Source organism: Pseudomonas grandcourensis (assembly GCF_039909015.1).
Classification (GTDB): Bacteria; Pseudomonadota; Gammaproteobacteria; order Pseudomonadales; family Pseudomonadaceae; genus Aquipseudomonas; species Aquipseudomonas grandcourensis.
Window position 1 is genome coordinate 756,439 of the sequence record NZ_CP150919.1, and the last position, 17,844, is coordinate 774,282.

The following is a 17,844-nucleotide window of genomic DNA, read 5'->3' on the forward strand; positions in this document are numbered from 1 at the left end:
GATCATGCCTTCAACCGGAGACTCATCATGTTCCGCCGTTTTGTTTTACTGGCAGTGGCCGCGCTGCTCAGTGCCTGCGCCGCCAACCAGGTCAATCATGACTTCGACGCCAGCCGCGACTTTGCTGCCTATCGCAGCTGGACCTGGAAAGAACCCGCCCTGCAATACCGTCCCGACGATCCACGGATCAAGAGCGACCTGACCGAGCAGCGCATCCGTCAGTCGGTTGCCGATCAACTGGATCAGCGCGGTCTGCGCCCGGCCGCCGCAGGCGCCAAGGGCGATTTGAATGTGCAGACCTACCTGATTGTCGAAGAGCGGCAACAACAGGTGACCACCAATTACGGCGGCGGCTGGGGTAACCCGTGGTATGGCTACTACGGCGCCCCCATGTACAACGAAACCCGCAGCGTCAGCTACAAAGTGGCGACCATCCAGATCGACCTGCTCGATGGCAAGGACGGCAAACTGGTGTGGCGCGGCAGTGACGAACAGATACTCAGCCGCACACCGAACCCGACGGATCGTCGCGATGCCATCTGGGAAACGGTCACGCGGATATTGGCCAACTACCCACCGCACGCATCCTAGAATCAGCCAGTCCCTGAACCCCTGTGCCCCACAGGGGTTTTTTATTGTTTGCGCTGGCAAGTTGCCAGCAGTCTAGGCCACCCTTGTCTACACTGCTTGTCACCAACGGAGGTCGCGCCCGGCAGTGCGCCGGCAAAGGAGTGCGCCATGTCTCCCCGCCTGCAGTTTCGCGGCCCGGCCCGGCAACGGGGGGCGATCGGCTTGATGGCCGCTTTGACCCTGACTTTGGCTTTGGCATTCATGTTGTTGGTGGTCGATACCGGCAGGCTGTACCTGGAAAAGCGCAGTTTGCAGCGCGTGGCGGACATGGCCGCACTTGAGGCGGCCACAAGGGGTGGAGACTGCTCCGCCGGCTCAACCGCTAACACCTATGCCACCGCCAGCGCACAACGAAATGGTTTCGCCATTCCCAGCACCGGGCGCGCACTGGCTGTGGCGTGCGGTGCGCTGACACTGGATGCCAACAACCTTCGGGTATTCGGTGCAGACCCAAGCAAAAACGAGGCTATCCGGGTTATCGCCAGCCATGTCGTGCAACAAAGTATTGCCGGCGGCATCGGCGCATTGGCCGGCGGCGCACCGGCGGGCTCAACGCTGACGCTGAGCGCAACGGCGGTCGCTGCGCTGCAGCCCCCCCTGGCTTCATTGACGATCCGCAGTACGCTCCTGACCTTCGATACCAGCAAGGCCGCCATTACCAGTCTGCTTTTCGGGGGATTGCTGGGCGGCAACGTCAGCATCAGTGCGGCGGGCTGGAACGGTTTGGTCAATACCGACATCAGCCTGCTCGGCTACCTCAATCGGTTGAAAATTGACCTCGGCCTGACCGCTGGCGGCTACGACCAGGTACTCGGTACTACGGTCAATGTCAGTCAGTTGATCCAGACCGCCATCAACGTACTGGACCCCAACGGCACACTGGGAGCATCGGCGACCATTGTCAGCCTGCAAGCGTTGAAGGTGACAGCGGGTACGACGTCCGTTGTGCTGGGTAATATGTTGCATGTTGAAAGTGGCACCGACATCTCGACCCTTGCCGTGAATCTCAAAGCCTTCGATCTGATTGAAGGGTTTGTGCAACTGGCCAACAAGAAGAATGCCTTGGTCGCGACCCTGCCGATCAACATCGCAGGCCTGGCGCAGATCACTGCACGGGTGCAGGTGATGGAGCCGCCGCAACTGTCTGCAATCGGTAATCCAAAAAACGCGGCACTGGCCCCTTTGGGCCCCAACCGCATCTATGTACGCACGGCTCAGGTCAAGACTTTGTTGTCGATCAACCTGCCCGTGCTGGACGCCATCACGCCTCTGGTCAACGCCGTCATCAATCTCGTTGCACCGCTGACCAACACCCTGAATTCACTGCTACATCTGGACCTGGTGGGCGTCGTCAACTCATTGACCTGCGCGCTGCTCGTGCCCTGCGACACGCCGGAAATCAAGCTGTTGCCACCACCGATACGCATCGACGTGGCGCTGGAGGCGGCCGGTGCCTGGAGTTATGTCACGGCTTACAGTTGTGTGAGTACGACGAATAAAAGCCTGACGACCAGCACCACCACCACGCTGATCGGATTGAAGATCGGGCAGATCAACCCAGCCGATGTGTTTGGCTCGCCCACTGTTCCACCCAGCAACAACGTCAATCCCCTGAAAGTCATCGATATCGGCGTGCAGACCTGCCAGCGGCTGCTGATCCTGCCGCCAACCTGTTACAACCATCAGCCCGGCGTGGGCGGTAGCATCGATATCATGGTCAACACTGCGGTTGCTCAAAATGCCAATGTGCCCCACGTCTATTCCGCGCCGGCGGCTGCCAACCTGCCGGAGATCAATCAGCCACCGTTTTACTACGCCTTTACCACGTCCAATATCGTCAACAGCCTGAGCACCACCGTGAGTAACCTTGGCGTGAACATGTATGGGCCGTCGGGCAGCATTGTGGGAGGCTTGGGCAGTATTTTGAATGAGGTCACGACTGCATTGGTCAATGCGATCAATACGGTACTCAGCCCGTTACTGGATACGCTGATCAATACGTTGCTGGCGAGCCTGGGGATCGACCTGAACAAAGTCGAGGTGGGTGCCAACCTCAGTTGTCACTCGGGTCGAGCGGCGCTGGTGATCTAGTCCGGCGTCACAATCGGCAGTTCGATGCAGAAACGCGCACCCTCGGTGGCGTTTTGCACACTCAGTTTTCCGCCCATGTTCTCGACGATGCCGTAGCTCACCGACAAGCCCAAACCGGTGCCGACGCCGACGGGTTTGGTGGTGAAGAACGGCTCGAAAATCCGCTCCAGCAAACGCGGGTCGATACCGCCGCCGTTATCCTCGACCCACAGGCGTACCGAGTGCGTATCCCGTTCGGCGTATACCGAAATCCACGGTCTGAAATCGGGGTTGGCCTCGCGCTTGCCGAGCAATGCATCCCGGGCGTTGACCATCAGGTTGATCAGCACCTGTTCAAGCTGATCGACGAAGCCGCGCACCTGCACTTCAAAACCGGTCTCGCTGATGCGCAGGTCGACGCCTTTGCCGCGCATCCCTTCGGACAACAGCGCCAGTGTGCCTTCGATGGCCAGGGCCGGGTTGAACGGTTGCTGCTCGATTTCCGAACGGCGGCCGAACACCCGCATGTGGTCCACGACTCGCGCGGCGCGCTGCACCTGGGTGTCGATGCGGGTGAGTTTGTCGATCAGGTAATCGACTTGTACGTCGTCGTTATTCAGGCGCTTGAGTACGTTGACGATGGCCATGCGCATCACGTTCAGCGGTTGGTTGATCTCATGGGCCAGGCCGGTGGCCATTTCACCGAGGGTAGCCATTTTCGCGCTTTGAGTGAGCTGCTGCTGCGAGCGCCGCACCTCGGTGTTGTCGCGCCCCACGGCCTGGACCTCGAGCAACTGGCCCTGTTCATCGAACACCCCGCGATCGGACCAGACCCACCAGGCGTGTTCGCGGCCGGGCAGTTGCAGGTTGATCTCGGCGGTGCTGACCGGAAACTCGGGGCTCAACTGGTTCAACCGTCGGGTGAATGCCTCGCGCTGTTCCCCGGACATCCAGTTGCCCAGATTCACCCCGGGCAATTGCTCGGGCGCCATTTCCAGATAGGTGGCCAACGGGCGGTTGCCGAAGGTCAGGGTCAGGTCCGGCTGGTAGCGGCAGATCATCGCTGGCGAGTCCTCCACCAGAATCCGGTAGCGTTCTTCACTCTGCCTGACCTGTTCGGTGGCCAGGGTCGCTTCGGTGATGTCCAGCCACAGGCCCACGGCTTCCACCGGCAGGCCGAGGTCGTTGCGCAACAACTTCGCTTCATCCAGCAGCCAGTGATAGTCGCCGCGACTGTCGCGCAACCGATAGCGGGTGCGCACCGAGCCTTCACGCAGCAACAGCCGCGTGCGCTCGAAATACTGCAGGCGGTCGTCGGGGTGCACCCGTTCCACCAGCGTCCCGGGTGCGCAGTCGGCAAGGGTCCAGCCGAGCAGCGGCAACAGGCTGTCGCTGAAGAACACCGGTTGCAACGCACCCTCGACATAGCGTTGTACGTAAATCACCGCCGGAGAGCTGGCGATCAGGTTGTCCAGGCGCGCATGGGCGGCGGCGGCGCTCTGCTCCTGGTTCTTGATGTCGCTGATGTCGAGCATGAACCCCACCAGCCGACGGTTTTTCCCCGCGCCCAGGGCCTGGCCTTGCAGGCGGTACCAGATGGGTTCGGGCACACCGTAGGGGCGATACAGACGCACGCACAGCAGCAGGGGAGTGCCTGTCTCCTGCAAGTCTTGCAGGCAGATGCGCAGTTCTTCGCGGTCGGCGGGATACACCTGATCGAGCCAGTCCTGCATGGATAACCGCGACGTACCAAGGTTCAGGGTAGTGGCCAGCGAAGGTGCCAACTGAACCTCGTCGCTGTCGCTGAAGACTTCCCACCAGCCGGTTCCCAGCAAGGCTTGCAGCGACTCCAGGCGTTCCAGTTGCAGATGATGCCGGTGCTCGCGCAGGCGCTCGAGCAAGGGGCTGGCGAGCGCGGCGGTGATTTGCAGCCAGTCGCGTTCCGTGACATCGGGGGCGCGTTGTTGCGCTGTATAGAAGCCGCACAGCAACCAGGCGACCACCCCTTGTGCATCGTGATAAGGCACGGCGAAGCCGTCGGTATTGCCGAAGGTGCCTTGCAGGCGCGGGTGTTCGCGCGGGGTCAGGTGCTGCGGCGCCGAGCCGCTCAAACTGTCCAGCCCCGTGCCCAGGCGTTGACCTTTTTGCCAAAGTTGCGGTGCATCGAGGGCCGCGTAGTGCTGGTAAATTTGCCAACCCTGTTCCTGCTCATCGAGCAAGGCCAGGGCAATGCACGGAATCTGAAAGCGCTGGGCCAGGCTTTGCAGTTGTTCGGCCAGCATCTCGGGCAGGCGAGACAGGCTACACAGGCGTAACTGTCCGGCGATTTGCAGCGTCAGCACCTGGCACTGTTCGCGGTTGCGCGATTGCCGGCGTTCGAGCAGCAAGTCGCCGATGTCCAGCATCTGCAACAGCCAGGCATCGGCCAAGGGTTGCACCCAGCCGCGCAAATGCAGCGGCGGACCGTTGAGGCTGTAAAAGTCCAGGTCCATGGTTTGTCCCAGCCAGTCCGCCGGCGAGCCTTCGATGACAAGGCTGCTGTGGGGCAACAGGAAGTCGAGCAGATGCGGTGTCTGTGCGCTGGGAGGTTGCTGGGCCAGCAAGTGCCGCAGCGGACCGTTCAATTGAACGACACGCCCCTCGGCATTGAGCCGCATCTGCAATCCGAAGCTGTGCACCTGCAGTGCCTCCGGCGGCTCCGGTGGAGGCTGCGGGTGGCGGTGGAGCAGGCGCCCGAACAATTTGTCTCCGGCACTCAAAATTGCAGGCTCGCACTGGCCGTGAGGGTCGCCGGCAGGTTCGGCACCCGACCGATGCCGGGCAGGTTCAGGAACGGGATGACGGCGCTGATTTTATTGGTGGGGTAGGTGATGCGCACTGTCAGCAACCCGCCCACGTAAGTAACGGTGGCATCAGTGGCGACATTGAAGTTCAGGGCCGGCGCAATCCAGGCTGTTTGCGTGGTCAGTTCCGCCTTGGCGCGGGCGATCAGCGCGGCGCTGTAACCGGGGGTGGCCGGGTCCAGCGCCACGCTGCGGCGTACGGCTTCGGCGGTCGACTGGTTGAATGACTGCATCAACAGCAGCGGCAGGCTATAGCTGATGATGCCGTAGAACACGCCAAAAAAAATGATGAACACCAGGGCGAATTCAATCGCGGCGGCGCCTTTTTGTTTGTGGGGGAGGCTGGCTTTCATGAGTGCGTCTACCCTGACCAACACTGAGTAATGTCAGCATAGAATCATTCAGCCAAAACGGACGTTTTTTACCGAATGCAGAGCTTTGTCCTACTGATCTGGCTGGCGCTGTGCGCCGCACAGGATGCCCGGCAGCGGCACATCGCCAATGGCCTGACCCTGGGCGGCGGCACCTTGGCCCTGGCGTGGTTGCTGTGGAGCGATACGACCTGGCTGGGTGCCGAGGCGCAACAGGGCGGCTGGGCTTTTTTGTTGGCTCTGGGCTTCACGCTACCGGGCTACGCCATGAAGCGAATGGGTGGCGCAGACGTGAAACTTATGGCCGCCCTGGGTCTTGCGACGGACGGTATGCACGTGCTCGGCACGTTTATTGGCGCCGGATTGGCCAGCGTTTTCTGGCTGCTGCTGGCGCCAAGAGTCTGGCTTCATATGAGTCAAGGGCTTAGAACCCATCTTTTTTATATGGCGCCTGAAATGTCAAGGAAGCAGCCATTTGCACCCTTCGTGCTGGTGGGGCTGATGCTGACATTTGCCTGGCTCCACTAATCGACCCTTTTGTGTACATAGCCGCAAACTACGTCTACTTTTCAGACAGAAGTTGTACAGCCGCTGGCTGTCGCTGTGGGACGGGTCAACCTTTGACCTGACAGGGAGTTGCTCGTGAGCAAGTTTACTTCGGCAGTAAAAGTCCTTGTGGTCGACGATGCGCCATTGATCGTTGAAGAGCTTTGCGAATTTCTTGAGGGCAAAGGTTACCGTTGTGTTCCCTGCGAATCGGCTTGTCAGGCGATCGAGCGTTTCAGCGAAGACCTCGATATCGGCCTGGTGTTGCTGGATCTTCAGATGCCCGGCATGAACGGAATTGAGCTGATGCAGGAGTTGCAACGGCTATCGGGCAAGCACCGGGCATTCGAGGCGATCATGCTTACCGGGTGTGCCGACAAGCAGGACGTGATCAAGGCCCTGCGCGCTGGAGTGTCCGACTATTACCAGAAGCCCATTGATCTGAATGAGTTGTTTGAGGGTTTGCAGCGGCAGGAAGTGGCCTTGCAGGAGAGGCACAAGAGTCTGGAGTTGGGGCATTTGAATCAGAAGCTGCAGTATCTGTCCGAGTCGATCGATGATCTGTACCAGGACCTGGACAAGGTTCGGCGCGGGCCGCATGCGGCGGATGCAGGTGACCGGGGTGTCGTTGATATTGATGCGGTGGAGGTTCCGGCGATTTTCAATCAGCTGTCTCCGCGGCAGTTGGATGTGGCGCGGCTGGTGGGCAAGGGGCATACCAATTATCAGATTGCCTGTGAGTTGGGGATTACCGAGAACACGGTGAAGTTGTATGTGTCGCAGGTGTTGCGGTTGACGCATATGCATAATCGGACGCAGTTGGCGTTGGCCTTGTCGCCCAGTAGTTCCGTGGGGCGGCAGCGGGTTACGGCGCACTGAGTCTTGGCGGCCTCTGGGCCGACCATGTTGGTGGTTTGGGTTGTGTACATATCCGTTTCTTCGGTAACGGCGGCTTATGGTTTCGCCCTTACGGCGAGTCCCTTTGGCAAACGCCCCAAAGGAACCAAAGGTCTCGCCCCTTACGTACGGCCCCTCGCTTAGGCTCGGGGTTCCTTCGCTGCGGTATTCATCCGGGGGCATTGCCCTCCGGTCGGCTTCGCTTCGACCTACATGCAATGAGTTCGACTGCGTCGAACGGCGCTGCGCGCCAGTCCCCGGATGAACACCTCCACTCAGCCTTCCGAGGGGGCGGGTGGATCAAGATCAAGAGCTGCAGGCGAGCTAACGCTCGGCCTGATGAGTGGTGAAGAGCGACGCGGTGGTCTGTTCTGATGTGCTTTTGCTTTTCTGTGGGAGCGAGCTTGCTCGCGATGGCGGCCTGCCAGCCAACCCATTTCTTTCAGATGTACCCAGCCCAACTGTAGGAGCGAGCCTGCTCGCGATGACGTCCTTCCAGCCAACACATTCCTGTGTAGTTTTCCTCAAATCCCTGGGAAATCTCCGACACGCTTTTCAGGTTGTCCGTCGGAAGCGCGATCTCTAGCCTTTGTCGGTCGCTGCAAAATCAGTGACCGGGCTGTCGCGGCCTTTTAGTTTACTTGGTGCATAATCCACCGGCTCAAACCGGAGCGCTTCGGTGCTTGTCGTTTGATGTAATGGTGGCTGTGCGCGGGATACCTTCGGGTATGCCGGGTTTCCAAGTAGCTCGGTCCGCGACCCCGCGTACAGCTGCCACCCTTGATTGCTGTCGCGGCGATCAGTGGCAGCTCCATCTCATACTTGGAGCTTCACCATGATCAAACCCACCCCAAATCCCCCCGAAACCGACGACGTTTCCCCCTATCAATCCCCCCACTCAAACAAACTCCACGAAGCCGCTGACCGCGCCCTCGATCACTACCTCAATCCACCCAGACAACCTGCCCCCCACAAGCCCGGCACGATGTTCGTCGTCGCCCCGGACATCGACACCGAAACCTTGCTGGCCCACGCCTGTGAATCACTGGCGTCGGCGAGTGTGATGGCAAGTGATTTCGCGGGGTTTCTGCAGGGCTCGCAGCGCAATACGATGCTGGGGATTGCGCAGGTGATCATGCTGGGTGAGCTGGCGGTGAATCGGGCGCTGGATAATCTCGATCCGCAAGATTAATGGCCAAAGGACCGGGCCAGGGCGGTGAAGCCAGGGCCGGCCAGGACGATCAATAACGCCGGGAAGAGAAACAGCATCATCACGACCGACATTTTGGCGGACATCTTGGAGATGTATTCCTGCAGGCGCGTCAGGCGCCGGTCGTCGAGCAACTGTTTGAGCGCCAGCAGGGATTTCATCGCGCCGCCACCCTGATGGATCAATTGTTGAAGGATCACGCAGGTGTCGGTGAACTCGTCTACCGCAAGCAAGTGGGTGGTCTTGTTCAGCTCTTCGCCCAGTTCCAGGCCGGAATCGACGCGGCTCAGAATCAGGCGCAGTTCATGGGTGAGGGCGGGCAGCAATTGCCTGCCCTCCTGGCTCAGTACACGCAGGGATTGCTCCACCGCCATGCCGGATTCGAACAGGGTGCGCAGCAGCGCAATGAAGGTTGAGGTTTCGATGGCCAGTTGTTTTTGCCGACGCTGTGCGGCGGCGGCCAGCCAGCGTTTGGGCAACAGATAGCCGGCGCTGGTGGCGAGCATCGGGGCGATCCAGTGGTTCTCCACATTCGGGTAGAACAGCCCCTGGATCAGCAAGCACAAGGACAGCGCCAACACCGGCACGCCCACCTGCAAGGCGGCAAACAGCGAGCGTTGGCGTACGCTGCGCCAGCCCAGGCGGTTGAGCAGGGCCTGGGTTTCGTTGTCCATTTTGACCGACTGCTGCCCCAGGCGACTGGCGCCCAGGGCTTGCAGCAGTAGGGTGAGGTGGCTATCACCCGGTGCCCTGCCATCGAGCCGATGGGCCACCTGGCGTGCCCGTCGGCTTTGGTCCAGCAAGGCGCTGAGCAACAACAGTGCCGCCCCGAAAAGCAGCAGTGCGCTCACCAGCAAGAGCATCTTCATATTCATAGGCTACGCAACATGCGCCAGAGCGCCAGGCAACCGATCACCTGAAATCCGAAGGCACTCGCCAGCATGGTTTGCCCCGAGCTGTCGTGCCACATGGAAAGCAGGTAGGTTGGATTGGTGATGAGAAAGTAGCCTGCGACCGAGACCGGCAGCAGGGCCAGGACCACGGCAGTGATACGGGTTTCGCCGGTCATGGCCTTCAGCTGGCGAGCCGCTTGCTCGCGTTCGCGGATCATCTTGATCAGGTTTTCCAGCAGCTCACTGGCATTGCCGCCGTAACGGTGGTTGACCTTCAAACCGAGTGCGAGCAGGCGCAGTTCGTCTTTCTCGTACAACTCGGCGAAGTCCGAAGCGGCGTCTGCCAGGCTGACCCCCAGTTGCACATTGCGCTGAATCCGGCCCATGGCATTTTTCAGCGGGTCTTCGGCTGAGTCGATGGCGCCGAGCACGGCATCGGCCAGGGTTCGTCCGGACTTCAGGCTGCGTACGGCATGGTCGAGCAACATCGGCAGCTGTTCGATCATGCGACTGAGGCGACGCTGATAACGCCAGCTGACGAACAGTCGTACCACCACCGGAGGCACCAGTAGCGCCAGCAGCGCGCCGATCCAGCCATCCAGGGCAATCCCCAGCAGCACCCCGAGTATCCAGAACACCAGCCATTGACCCAGGCGTTCGGTGGGACGTCCGAGTCCGGCGCGCAGGAACGCCCGCTCAAGGCCCGCCCATGACGGCTTCTGCACGACCCGCAGCGGTTGTCCCTGGCTCAGGCGTCCCAAAATCCGTTCGTTGCCGGTCTGGCGCAAGCCGTTATAGAGCAGGCGCAGCGCCAGGCCGAGCAAGATCAGGCAAACGAAGATGAGCAGCGCCGGTTTGAGCATGCCGTGGCCTCAGTACGCCGAGGGAGACAGCGCCGAGTCCCGGCGCAATTTGTCGCCAGCCGGGTTCACGGCTTCGCGCAGGAAACCGAACCCGGTGTGGCGGTCGAAACGGAACAGCGTGTTGGTGACATATACGTCGTCACGCACACCGACGACTTCCACCACTTCGCTGACGCAGCGGCGCCCGTCGGGCAAGCGCGTGAGCTGGATGACCACATCGAGCGCCGCGCAGATCATTTGCCGCAGGGTGCGCTCGGCGATGCTGCGGCCGGTCAAACCCACCAGGGTCTCCAGGCGCAGCAGCGCATCCTGGGCATTGTTGGCGTGTACGGTACTCATCGAGCCGTCGTGGCCGGTGTTCATGGCGGTCAACACATCGACCACTTCGACTCCGCGAATTTCGCCGAGGATGATCCGGTCCGGGCGCATCCGCAGGGCGTTGCGAATCAGGTCGCTGGCTTTCACCTCGCCATGGCCTTCGGCGTTCGGTGGACGGGTTTCCAGGCGCACGACGTGAGGGTGGCCCAGTTGCAGTTCGGCGACGTCTTCGATGGTGACCAGTCGCTCCTGAGGGTTGATCAACTGGCTGAGAATATTCAGCAGCGTGGTCTTGCCGGTGCCGGTGCCGCCGCTGATCAGGATGTTGCAGCGTTTGCCCACGGCTTCCTGAATGAATTCGAAGATTGCGTGATCGATGGTTTGCATCGCCATCAGATCGGAGCTTTTGAGCATGTCCTGGCGGAATTTGCGGATCGACAGGCACGGGCCATCGAGGGCTATCGGCGGAATGATGGCGTTGACCCGGCTGCCGTCCGGCAGGCGCGCGTCGACCATCGGCGAAGACTCGTCGAGACGTCGGCCCAGGGGCGCGAGAATCCGTTGCATGACACGTTCGACGTGGTGCGAATCGATAAAGCGCAAGTCACTCAGATGCAGCAAGCCTTCGCGTTCGACAAATACCCGGTGTGGACCGTTGACCAGAATTTCGGTCACCGCCGGGTCGCGCAGCAGGACTTCCAACGGGCCGAAACCGGTGAGTTCGTCGACGATCTCTTCGGCCAGGCGCTCCATTTCATAGCGGGAAATCGCCAGATGCAAACGCGCGATGTACTCGGCCACCTTGTCGATCACGAACTGCGACAGCGTCTGGCGCGAGCCCTCCAGCAGGTTTTTTCCCGACTCTTCGATGGCGTCGATGATGTAGCGGTGCAGCACCAGTTTCAGGCCTTCGTGGTCGGTATTGCCGACCGCGCCGCGATGGGGGGAGCCGAAGAGTTTTTCACTGCTCATTGTGCGCCCCTCAAGCGGTTGAACCAGCCGGTCTTGGGTTTGGCCAGGCCTTCGGAATGTTTGGCCAGGCACTCGCCGAGGGTGCGCAAGCTCTGGGTGAGGCCTTCGCGTGGGGCCAGTTCGAACAGGGTCAGGCCCTGGTTCTTGGCGTTGAGCCGCACTTCCGGGCTGTAGGCGAGGGTGGCGATGATCTCTAGGCCGAACGTCTTGCCCAGGGTGTCGGAGTCCGGCGCGACGCTGCGCAGGTAGCGGTCCACGAGCAGTTTGGCGTGATCGAGCTTCATGCCTTTTTCGCGCCACAAGTTGAGCACCGCGAGATTGCGGCGGCAGTCGAGCACGTTCTGGTCGGTGTACCACAGCAGTTTGTCGCAATGGTTGACGAAGGTGCGCAGCGCTTCGCTGTCAGGTTGGCCCGTGAGGTTTACCACGATGTGCTGGAAGTGTTGGCGCAGGGCGCTGAGCAACATGTACAGCTCGGCGGCGCTGGTGTGCTCCAGCGGTTCATCGCCACTGGCATAGGCGAGGATGCGCAGCCCGGCTTCACAACTGGTGAAGGCGCTGTCGATCAGCGTCGCGTCCAGGCGTCGCAAGTGGCGCAATGCATCGCCGAAATGAAACGAGCTCTCAAGGCCGAGCAGCGCCAGGCTATCGCCCCGGGGTAATCCAAGGTCCAGCAGCAGCGTGTGCTGTCCGCTTTTTTGCACCACTTGCGCCATGTGCGTGGCCAGCAATGCGCCGTCGGTGTTGCTCTGCACGCCATACAGTACGGTCAGGCGGCCCAGGTGCGTGTTCGGTGCGACAGCTGGCAGGCGTTTGCTCAGGCGTCGCACCAGCCCCGCGACTTCACTGGAGCGTGAACCATAGGCCACGAAATCCCTGGCCCCGGCGCGCATCGCATTGAGTACAAGCTGGTTGTCCATGCCGTCGCCCAGCGCGACGATCGCCAGCATCGGCTTGGCTTCCAGCGCGCCTTCGATCAACGCGCTTTGGGTGACCACGTGGTCGCGGTCCAGGCCGATGAACACCAGGCTGGCGCAGGTCACGTCCACCAGTGCCAACAGTTCGTCGAGGCTGCCGCCACCGGCGCTGACCACCTGGCCCAAGGGCGCGAGAGCACCTTGCAGCCATTCCAGGTCGGTGCTGTTGCGCGTGATCGCGAGGAAGGTTTGACTCAGGTTCTGGCTCATTACGATAACTCACTGCGTGATACCGCACTCGCCGGCAGGCCGCCGAGCAAAGCGCCCTGGATCGAGCCATTGAACAACGACGTAAAACGTCTGCGCATGGAAAGGCGTCCTTGTTCGATTCAGGGTATTTGTTGAGTGATCTCGTTGCCGCGAATGACTTCCACGCTGGTTTTGCGCGATACGGCGCCAGGGCTGGCAACGGGTTTGGGCGGCGCAGTCATGGCCAGTTGGCTGAATTGCAACAACTCGCGGTTGGCATTGGCCAGGTTGGCGGCAGAGCTGCTTTCGCCGGCCCAGTAGCGTGCCAGGCGTTTCTCATCGGCGCTACGCACGGCCAGGCGCAGCACGCCGGCCTGGGTCGCGAGCATCAGGCGGCTCACCAGTTGTTCAGGAACGGCGAGCAACACGGTCCGGGCCGCGGCGCGGGATTGATCCTGTTTGAGTTTTTCATCGGCGTTGCGCGGCGGGCTGGAAGGCTGGCCGTCGTTGGTCAACCCCAACTGCTCGCCGACCCCGAGCACCCGCAAGGCGGGCACCACGAGTTGGGCGGTTGGCTGCGGATTGAGGGTGTCCATGCGCAGGAACAGCAGCACGTCGACATAGTCGCCCGGTGTCAGTTGCCCGCTGATACTGACCACTTCTTCCATGGCAACCGCCAGGGCGCGCTCATTGGGGCGGATCATCCGCGACAGCTTGCTGCCGGCTTCGAAGCTTTCATCATTGAGCCAGCTGCCGGCGGTGAGGGCGCGCCAAGGGGTGTGGCCAATCGCCTGGTCGAGGCTGGTCAGGCTGCCGGCCGGGACGGTGTGCAGCTGTTCCAGGACGACATCGGCGGCGCTGATCGGCATATACGGTGCGACATCGTTGACCAGCACAACCACCGGATGGCGAGTCGGGTCATTTGCCGACAGAGGCGCCTGTGCGATGGCGAGCGGTGCGCTGGCGGTGGATTGGGTAACGGATTCGGGGGTCGATTGACGACTCAATGTGAGTCCCCAGTAACCGGTAATGATGGCGCCGACCAGAAACAATCCGGCGAGGCCCAGAGTGACACGGCTGTTCATGAAGGCTCTCCCTTTCCTGCTGCGCAAACCCCGTCAAGTCCAACGAGACAACTTCGCAATCAGGCAGCTATGAACATGGAACTATTTCGCTATTTGACCGTAGCGCAGGTAGAGCAAAATGCCATTAGTGCGGGGAAAATATCTAACGAAAGTGCAAAGTTGCGATAAAACGACCTGTTTTTGACGTCAACGAAACGGTTAATACTTTAGTGTTAATGCGTATTTACAGTTGTTGGGCCAGGGAATGCCGACAATGCTGGTGCTGGCACTGGGGAATCATGTTGCGTCCGTGCAACACCCGTAGTCGTCCAGGAGAAATGCCATGTCTTTTTCCAAGCTTGTTGAGAAGGTCAAATCCGGGATCGCTTTTTACAAAGGCCTGGTCAAGGATACCGAGGGTGCGTCCGGTATTGAGTACGCGATTATTGCGGCCATGGTTGCGGTGGTGCTTGCCGGTTTCAGTACGGGTGTCCAGAGCGCCATCAGGGCCACGTTCACCACGATTCAAGCGGCGCTGTGACAAGGAAGTCGACAATTTGCTGTTGCTTCACAGGGTTACTAACGTCAGCGCTTCGTCCATTGCAGGTGTTACCTCATGAACGCTCTCGCACAGCCACGCCAACAGTTGCTTCTGGTGGATGACGAAGAGGACGCATTGCTTGAGTTGGCGGAGTTGCTGGAGGGTGAGGGGTTCAATTGTTTTACGGCCACTTCGGTCAAGCTCGCGCTGCAGCATCTGACCAGGCATCCCGATATCGCTTTGGTGATCACCGATTTGCGCATGCCGGAGGAGAGCGGCATGTCGTTGATCAAGCGCTTGCGCGAGCATACGTCGCGCGAGCATTTGCCGGTGATTGTGATGTCGGGGCATGCGGGCATGGATGATGTCAGTGACATGTTGCGCTTGCAGGTGCTGGATCTTTTTCGCAAGCCGATTTATCACGTGCGGTTGTTGGAGACGCTGAATAATCTGTTTCCTCAACCGCAGGTTTATTTGGTCAAAGGTTGACTTGGCGGCCTCTGGGCCGACCATGTTGGTGGTTTGGGTTGTGTACATATTCATTTCTGCGGTTACAGCGGCTGGCGGTTTCGCCCTTACGGCGAGTCCCTTTGGCAAACGCCCCAAAGGAACCAAAGGTCTTGCCCCTTACGTACGGCCCCTCGCTAAGGCTCGGCGTTCCTTCGCTGCGGTATTCATCCGGGGGCATTGCCCTCCGGTCGGCTTCGCTTCGACCTACATGCAATGAGTTCGACTACGTCGAACGGCGCTGCGCGCCAATCCCCGGATGAACACCTCCACTCAGCCTTCCGAGGGGGCGGGTGGATCAAGATCAAGAGCTGCAGGCGAGCTAACGCTCGGCCTGATGAGTGGTGAGAAGCGACGGGGTGGTGTGGGCTGCTCTGCCTTTGCTCTTCTGTGGGAGCTGGCCTGCCAGCGAAGGCGACTGACAGCCGACCAATTTCTTGCAGATGTACTCAGTACCTGTGGGAGCGAGCTTGCTCGCGATGGCGGCCTACCGGCCGGCCTGATTATCTGAATGTACGCAGCCATCGGGAGCAAGCTCCCTCGCCACAGACATCAGCCTTGTCAGGCCACCGGTCGCCAATGCCCGACCATATGCTCCAGCTCCCCCACTCCCACCAACTGAAAATCCCCGCTCGGTCCCGGTGCACTGGCCAGCAACGTCACCTCACTGGGCAACCGTACCGGCTTTTTGAACTGCACTGCGATCTCGACATTCGCCGCTGGCAGATGCCCGGCCAGCGCAGCCAGTGTGCGTGCCTTGTTCCACAGGCCATGGGCGATGGCGGTCGGGAAGCCGAAGAGTCGGGCGCTGGCTGCGCTCAGGTGAATCGGGTTGTAGTCGCCGGACACCTTGGCGTATTGCCGGCCGATGTCCGTGGGCGCTTTCCAGTGCTCGATTTCGCTCAGGACAAGGCTCGATACCTGGTTCTCTTCGAGCGGTTCGCCCTCGAGTTTGACGCCGCGACAGAGCATCCGGCTTTCTGCTTCCCATAACGGCCCCAACTGATCGTCGAGGCTGGTCAGCAGATCGAACGTCGCGCCTTTGGCGTGGGGTTGCAGGTTTTGCACTTGCACGCTGACGCGCACCCGACTCACCCCGCCCATGGGGCGCAGTACGCGAATGCGGTTGCTCAGGTGAATCAGGCCCAGCAGCGGGAACGGGAAGTCCCTGGCCGTGAGCAGTTGCATCTGCAAGGCAAAGCCGAGGATGTGCGGGTAGGTCGGCGGCAGCAGGCCGTTGTCGGCGAAACCACAGACCTTGCGATAGGCTGCCAGGCGCTTGGGATCGACTTCGACCCAGCAACGCAACCCCGAATCGGGCAGGCGGCTGCCGGTGATTTTTCGCCGTGTCGCCGCTCGTGCGTACAACCCCGGCAGGCTGGGTTCGCGGTTGAGTGTGTGCCAGTCGGTGATCATCCTTAAGCCCCCAGAACGCTTTGCCCGCACACGCGTAACGCTTGGCCGGTGAACGCGCCGGTGCCCGGTTGCGCGAGCCAGGCCACGGCTTCGGCGACGTCCTGCGGCAGGCCGCCCTGGCCCAGTGAACTCATGCGGCGTCCGGCTTCGCGCAGGCCGAAGGGAATGTGCGCGGTCATCTGTGTTTCGATGAAGCCCGGTGCCACGGCGTTGATGCTGATGCCGCGCTCGTGGAGCAGCGGCGCCCAGGCTTGTGCCAGACCGATCAACCCGGCCTTGCTCGCCGCGTAATTGGTTTGCCCGCGATTGCCGGCGATGCCGCTGATGGACGCCAGCAGGATCACCCGGCCGTTGTCGTGCAGGGTGCCGCTGTCGAGCAGGGCTTTGGTCAGCACTTGCGGCGCGTTGAGGTTGACCGCCAGCACCGCGTCCCAGAATTCCGGGGTCATGTTGGCCAGGGTTTTATCCCGGGTGATGCCGGCGTTGTGCACCACGATGTCGAGGCCGTCAGGCAGTTGTTCGACCAACTGCGTTGCGGCGTCTTCGGCGCAGATGTCGAGGGTGATGCTGCGCCCACCGAGGCGTGCGGCAAGGGCTTCGAGATCGGTTTTGGCCGGGGGCACGTCGAGCAGGGTGACGTCGGCACCATCGCGGGCCAGGGTTTCGGCGATGGCGGCACCGATACCGCGTGCTGCGCCGGTGACCAGTGCCTTGCGCCCGGCGAGCGGGCGTGTCCAGTCGGTGACTGGCGTCGCGCACGGATTCAAGCGTATGACCTGCCCGGACACGAAGGCGCTTTTCGGTGAAAGGAAAAACCGCAACGGGCCTTCCAGTTGCGCCTCGGCCCCTTCGCCGACGTAGATCAATTGCAGGGTGCCACCGCTGCGTAACTCCTTGGCCAGGGAGCGGCTGAAACCTTCCAGGGCACGTTGGGCACTGGCGGCGAACGGGTCGCGCAGGGTTTGCGGATCGCGTCCGAGAATCACCAGGTGCGCACAGTGTTCGAGGTTCTTCATCAGCGGCTGGAAAAACTCGCGCAGTTGCTTGAGCTGATCGGTGTGCAGCAGGTCACTGGCATCGAACACCACGGCCTTGAGTTTCGGTCCGTGGCCGGGAATCCAGGCCGTGACCATCGAGGGCTCGGTGCCGTAGCTGTAGATCGCGTCGGTCAGGCGGTTGGCGAAGGCGCTGACGTGTTCCGCCAACGGCCCGCCGCCGATCAGCAGTGCACCTTCCACGGGGCGCAACCGGCCCGCTTGCCAGCGCTCCAGTCTGCTCGGCGCCGGCAACCCCAGGGCGCCGACCAGGCGATGTCCGATGGACGAATTGGCGAAGTCGATATAGCGGTCAGACATGGAACGCGCTCCGAAAGCTGGGGATCAAAGTGTGGACCACGAACGGCGATCAGTCGTTCGATCCACGAGATAAGGCCTACGCTTGGTTACATTGTAGGAGCGAGCCTGCTCGCGATGGCGATAAGTCAGTCGACATCAATGTAGCTGACAGGCCGCCATCGCGAGCAGGCTCGTTCCTACAG

General features: G+C 61.1%; 16 protein-coding genes. 7 read left to right on the forward strand and 9 right to left on the reverse strand.

Annotation, left to right across the window (positions count from 1 at the left end):
* Positions 1-27: 27 nt before the first annotated feature.
* Both AABM52_RS03255 and AABM52_RS03260 read left to right on the forward strand, forming a co-directional pair.
* Positions 28-591 (forward strand): DUF4136 domain-containing protein, encoded by a 564-nt coding sequence (locus AABM52_RS03255; protein ID WP_347910381.1) that lies wholly within the window; start codon positions 28-30, stop codon positions 589-591.
* A 147-nt stretch (positions 592-738) separates the two neighbouring features.
* Complete coding sequence (locus AABM52_RS03260; RefSeq protein WP_347910383.1) at positions 739-2,721, forward strand: pilus assembly protein TadG-related protein; 1,983 nt, start codon at positions 739-741, stop codon at positions 2,719-2,721.
* Here AABM52_RS03260 and AABM52_RS03265 read toward each other — a convergent pair.
* Complete coding sequence (locus tag AABM52_RS03265; protein ID WP_347910384.1) at positions 2,718-5,459, reverse strand: ATP-binding protein; 2,742 nt, start codon at positions 5,457-5,459, stop codon at positions 2,718-2,720. The two genes, AABM52_RS03260 and AABM52_RS03265, sit on opposite strands and share 4 nt — an antisense overlap.
* The gene (locus AABM52_RS03270) at positions 5,456-5,896 is read right to left on the reverse strand and encodes a TadE/TadG family type IV pilus assembly protein (RefSeq protein ID WP_347910386.1); all 441 of its coding nucleotides are present in this window, start codon (positions 5,894-5,896) and stop codon (positions 5,456-5,458) included. Before AABM52_RS03270 ends, AABM52_RS03265 begins: the two co-directional genes overlap by 4 nt.
* Positions 5,897-5,971: 75 nt before the next feature.
* Here AABM52_RS03270 and AABM52_RS03275 point away from each other — a divergent pair, with 75 nt between their 5' ends.
* From AABM52_RS03275 to AABM52_RS03285, 3 genes are all read left to right on the forward strand, one after another.
* Positions 5,972-6,442: an A24 family peptidase gene (locus AABM52_RS03275; protein ID WP_347910388.1), complete on the forward strand. Its 471-nt coding sequence runs from the start codon at positions 5,972-5,974 to the stop codon at positions 6,440-6,442.
* A 114-nt stretch (positions 6,443-6,556) separates the two neighbouring features.
* Complete coding sequence (locus AABM52_RS03280) at positions 6,557-7,339, forward strand: response regulator transcription factor (RefSeq protein WP_347910390.1); 783 nt, start codon at positions 6,557-6,559, stop codon at positions 7,337-7,339.
* 853 nt (positions 7,340-8,192) lie between these two features.
* On the forward strand, positions 8,193-8,549 hold the full coding sequence (locus tag AABM52_RS03285; RefSeq protein ID WP_347910392.1) for a DUF6124 family protein: 357 nt from the start codon (positions 8,193-8,195) through the stop codon (positions 8,547-8,549).
* Here the strand turns inward: AABM52_RS03285 and AABM52_RS03290 are convergent.
* The 5 genes from AABM52_RS03290 to cpaB form a co-directional block, all read right to left on the reverse strand.
* Positions 8,546-9,436 carry a type II secretion system F family protein gene (locus tag AABM52_RS03290; protein WP_347910393.1) on the reverse strand — a complete coding sequence of 297 codons (891 nt, stop codon included), beginning with the start codon at positions 9,434-9,436 and terminating at the stop codon, positions 8,546-8,548. The genes AABM52_RS03285 and AABM52_RS03290 overlap by 4 nt on opposite strands.
* Positions 9,437-9,438: 2 nt before the next feature.
* Positions 9,439-10,323: a type II secretion system F family protein gene (locus AABM52_RS03295; protein WP_347910394.1), complete on the reverse strand. Its 885-nt coding sequence runs from the start codon at positions 10,321-10,323 to the stop codon at positions 9,439-9,441.
* Between the two features lie 9 nt (positions 10,324-10,332).
* Positions 10,333-11,613: a CpaF family protein gene (locus AABM52_RS03300; protein WP_347910395.1), complete on the reverse strand. Its 1,281-nt coding sequence runs from the start codon at positions 11,611-11,613 to the stop codon at positions 10,333-10,335.
* Entirely contained in the window at positions 11,610-12,800 is a 1,191-nt protein-coding gene (locus AABM52_RS03305; RefSeq protein ID WP_347910396.1) for a pilus assembly protein, read from the reverse strand. Before AABM52_RS03305 ends, AABM52_RS03300 begins: the two co-directional genes overlap by 4 nt.
* 119 nt (positions 12,801-12,919) lie before the next feature.
* Positions 12,920-13,864: a Flp pilus assembly protein CpaB gene (cpaB, locus tag AABM52_RS03310; RefSeq protein ID WP_347910398.1), complete on the reverse strand. Its 945-nt coding sequence runs from the start codon at positions 13,862-13,864 to the stop codon at positions 12,920-12,922.
* A gap of 322 nt (positions 13,865-14,186) precedes the next feature.
* Between cpaB and AABM52_RS03315 the strand changes: the two genes are divergently transcribed.
* Together AABM52_RS03315 and AABM52_RS03320 are read left to right on the forward strand one after the other, a co-directional pair.
* Positions 14,187-14,384 carry a Flp family type IVb pilin gene (locus AABM52_RS03315; RefSeq protein ID WP_347910400.1) on the forward strand — a complete coding sequence of 66 codons (198 nt, stop codon included), beginning with the start codon at positions 14,187-14,189 and terminating at the stop codon, positions 14,382-14,384.
* 75 nt (positions 14,385-14,459) lie between these two features.
* Positions 14,460-14,873, forward strand: a complete 414-nt coding sequence (locus AABM52_RS03320) for a response regulator (protein ID WP_347910402.1) — start codon at positions 14,460-14,462, stop codon at positions 14,871-14,873.
* A 579-nt stretch (positions 14,874-15,452) separates the two neighbouring features.
* Here AABM52_RS03320 and AABM52_RS03325 read toward each other — a convergent pair.
* Together AABM52_RS03325 and AABM52_RS03330 are read right to left on the reverse strand one after the other, a co-directional pair.
* Positions 15,453-16,307, reverse strand: a complete 855-nt coding sequence (locus AABM52_RS03325; RefSeq protein WP_347910403.1) for a MaoC/PaaZ C-terminal domain-containing protein — start codon at positions 16,305-16,307, stop codon at positions 15,453-15,455.
* Positions 16,308-16,309: 2 nt separating this feature from the next.
* Complete coding sequence (locus AABM52_RS03330) at positions 16,310-17,662, reverse strand: 3-oxoacyl-ACP reductase (RefSeq protein ID WP_347910405.1); 1,353 nt, start codon at positions 17,660-17,662, stop codon at positions 16,310-16,312.
* Between the last annotated feature and the right edge of the window lie 182 nt (positions 17,663-17,844).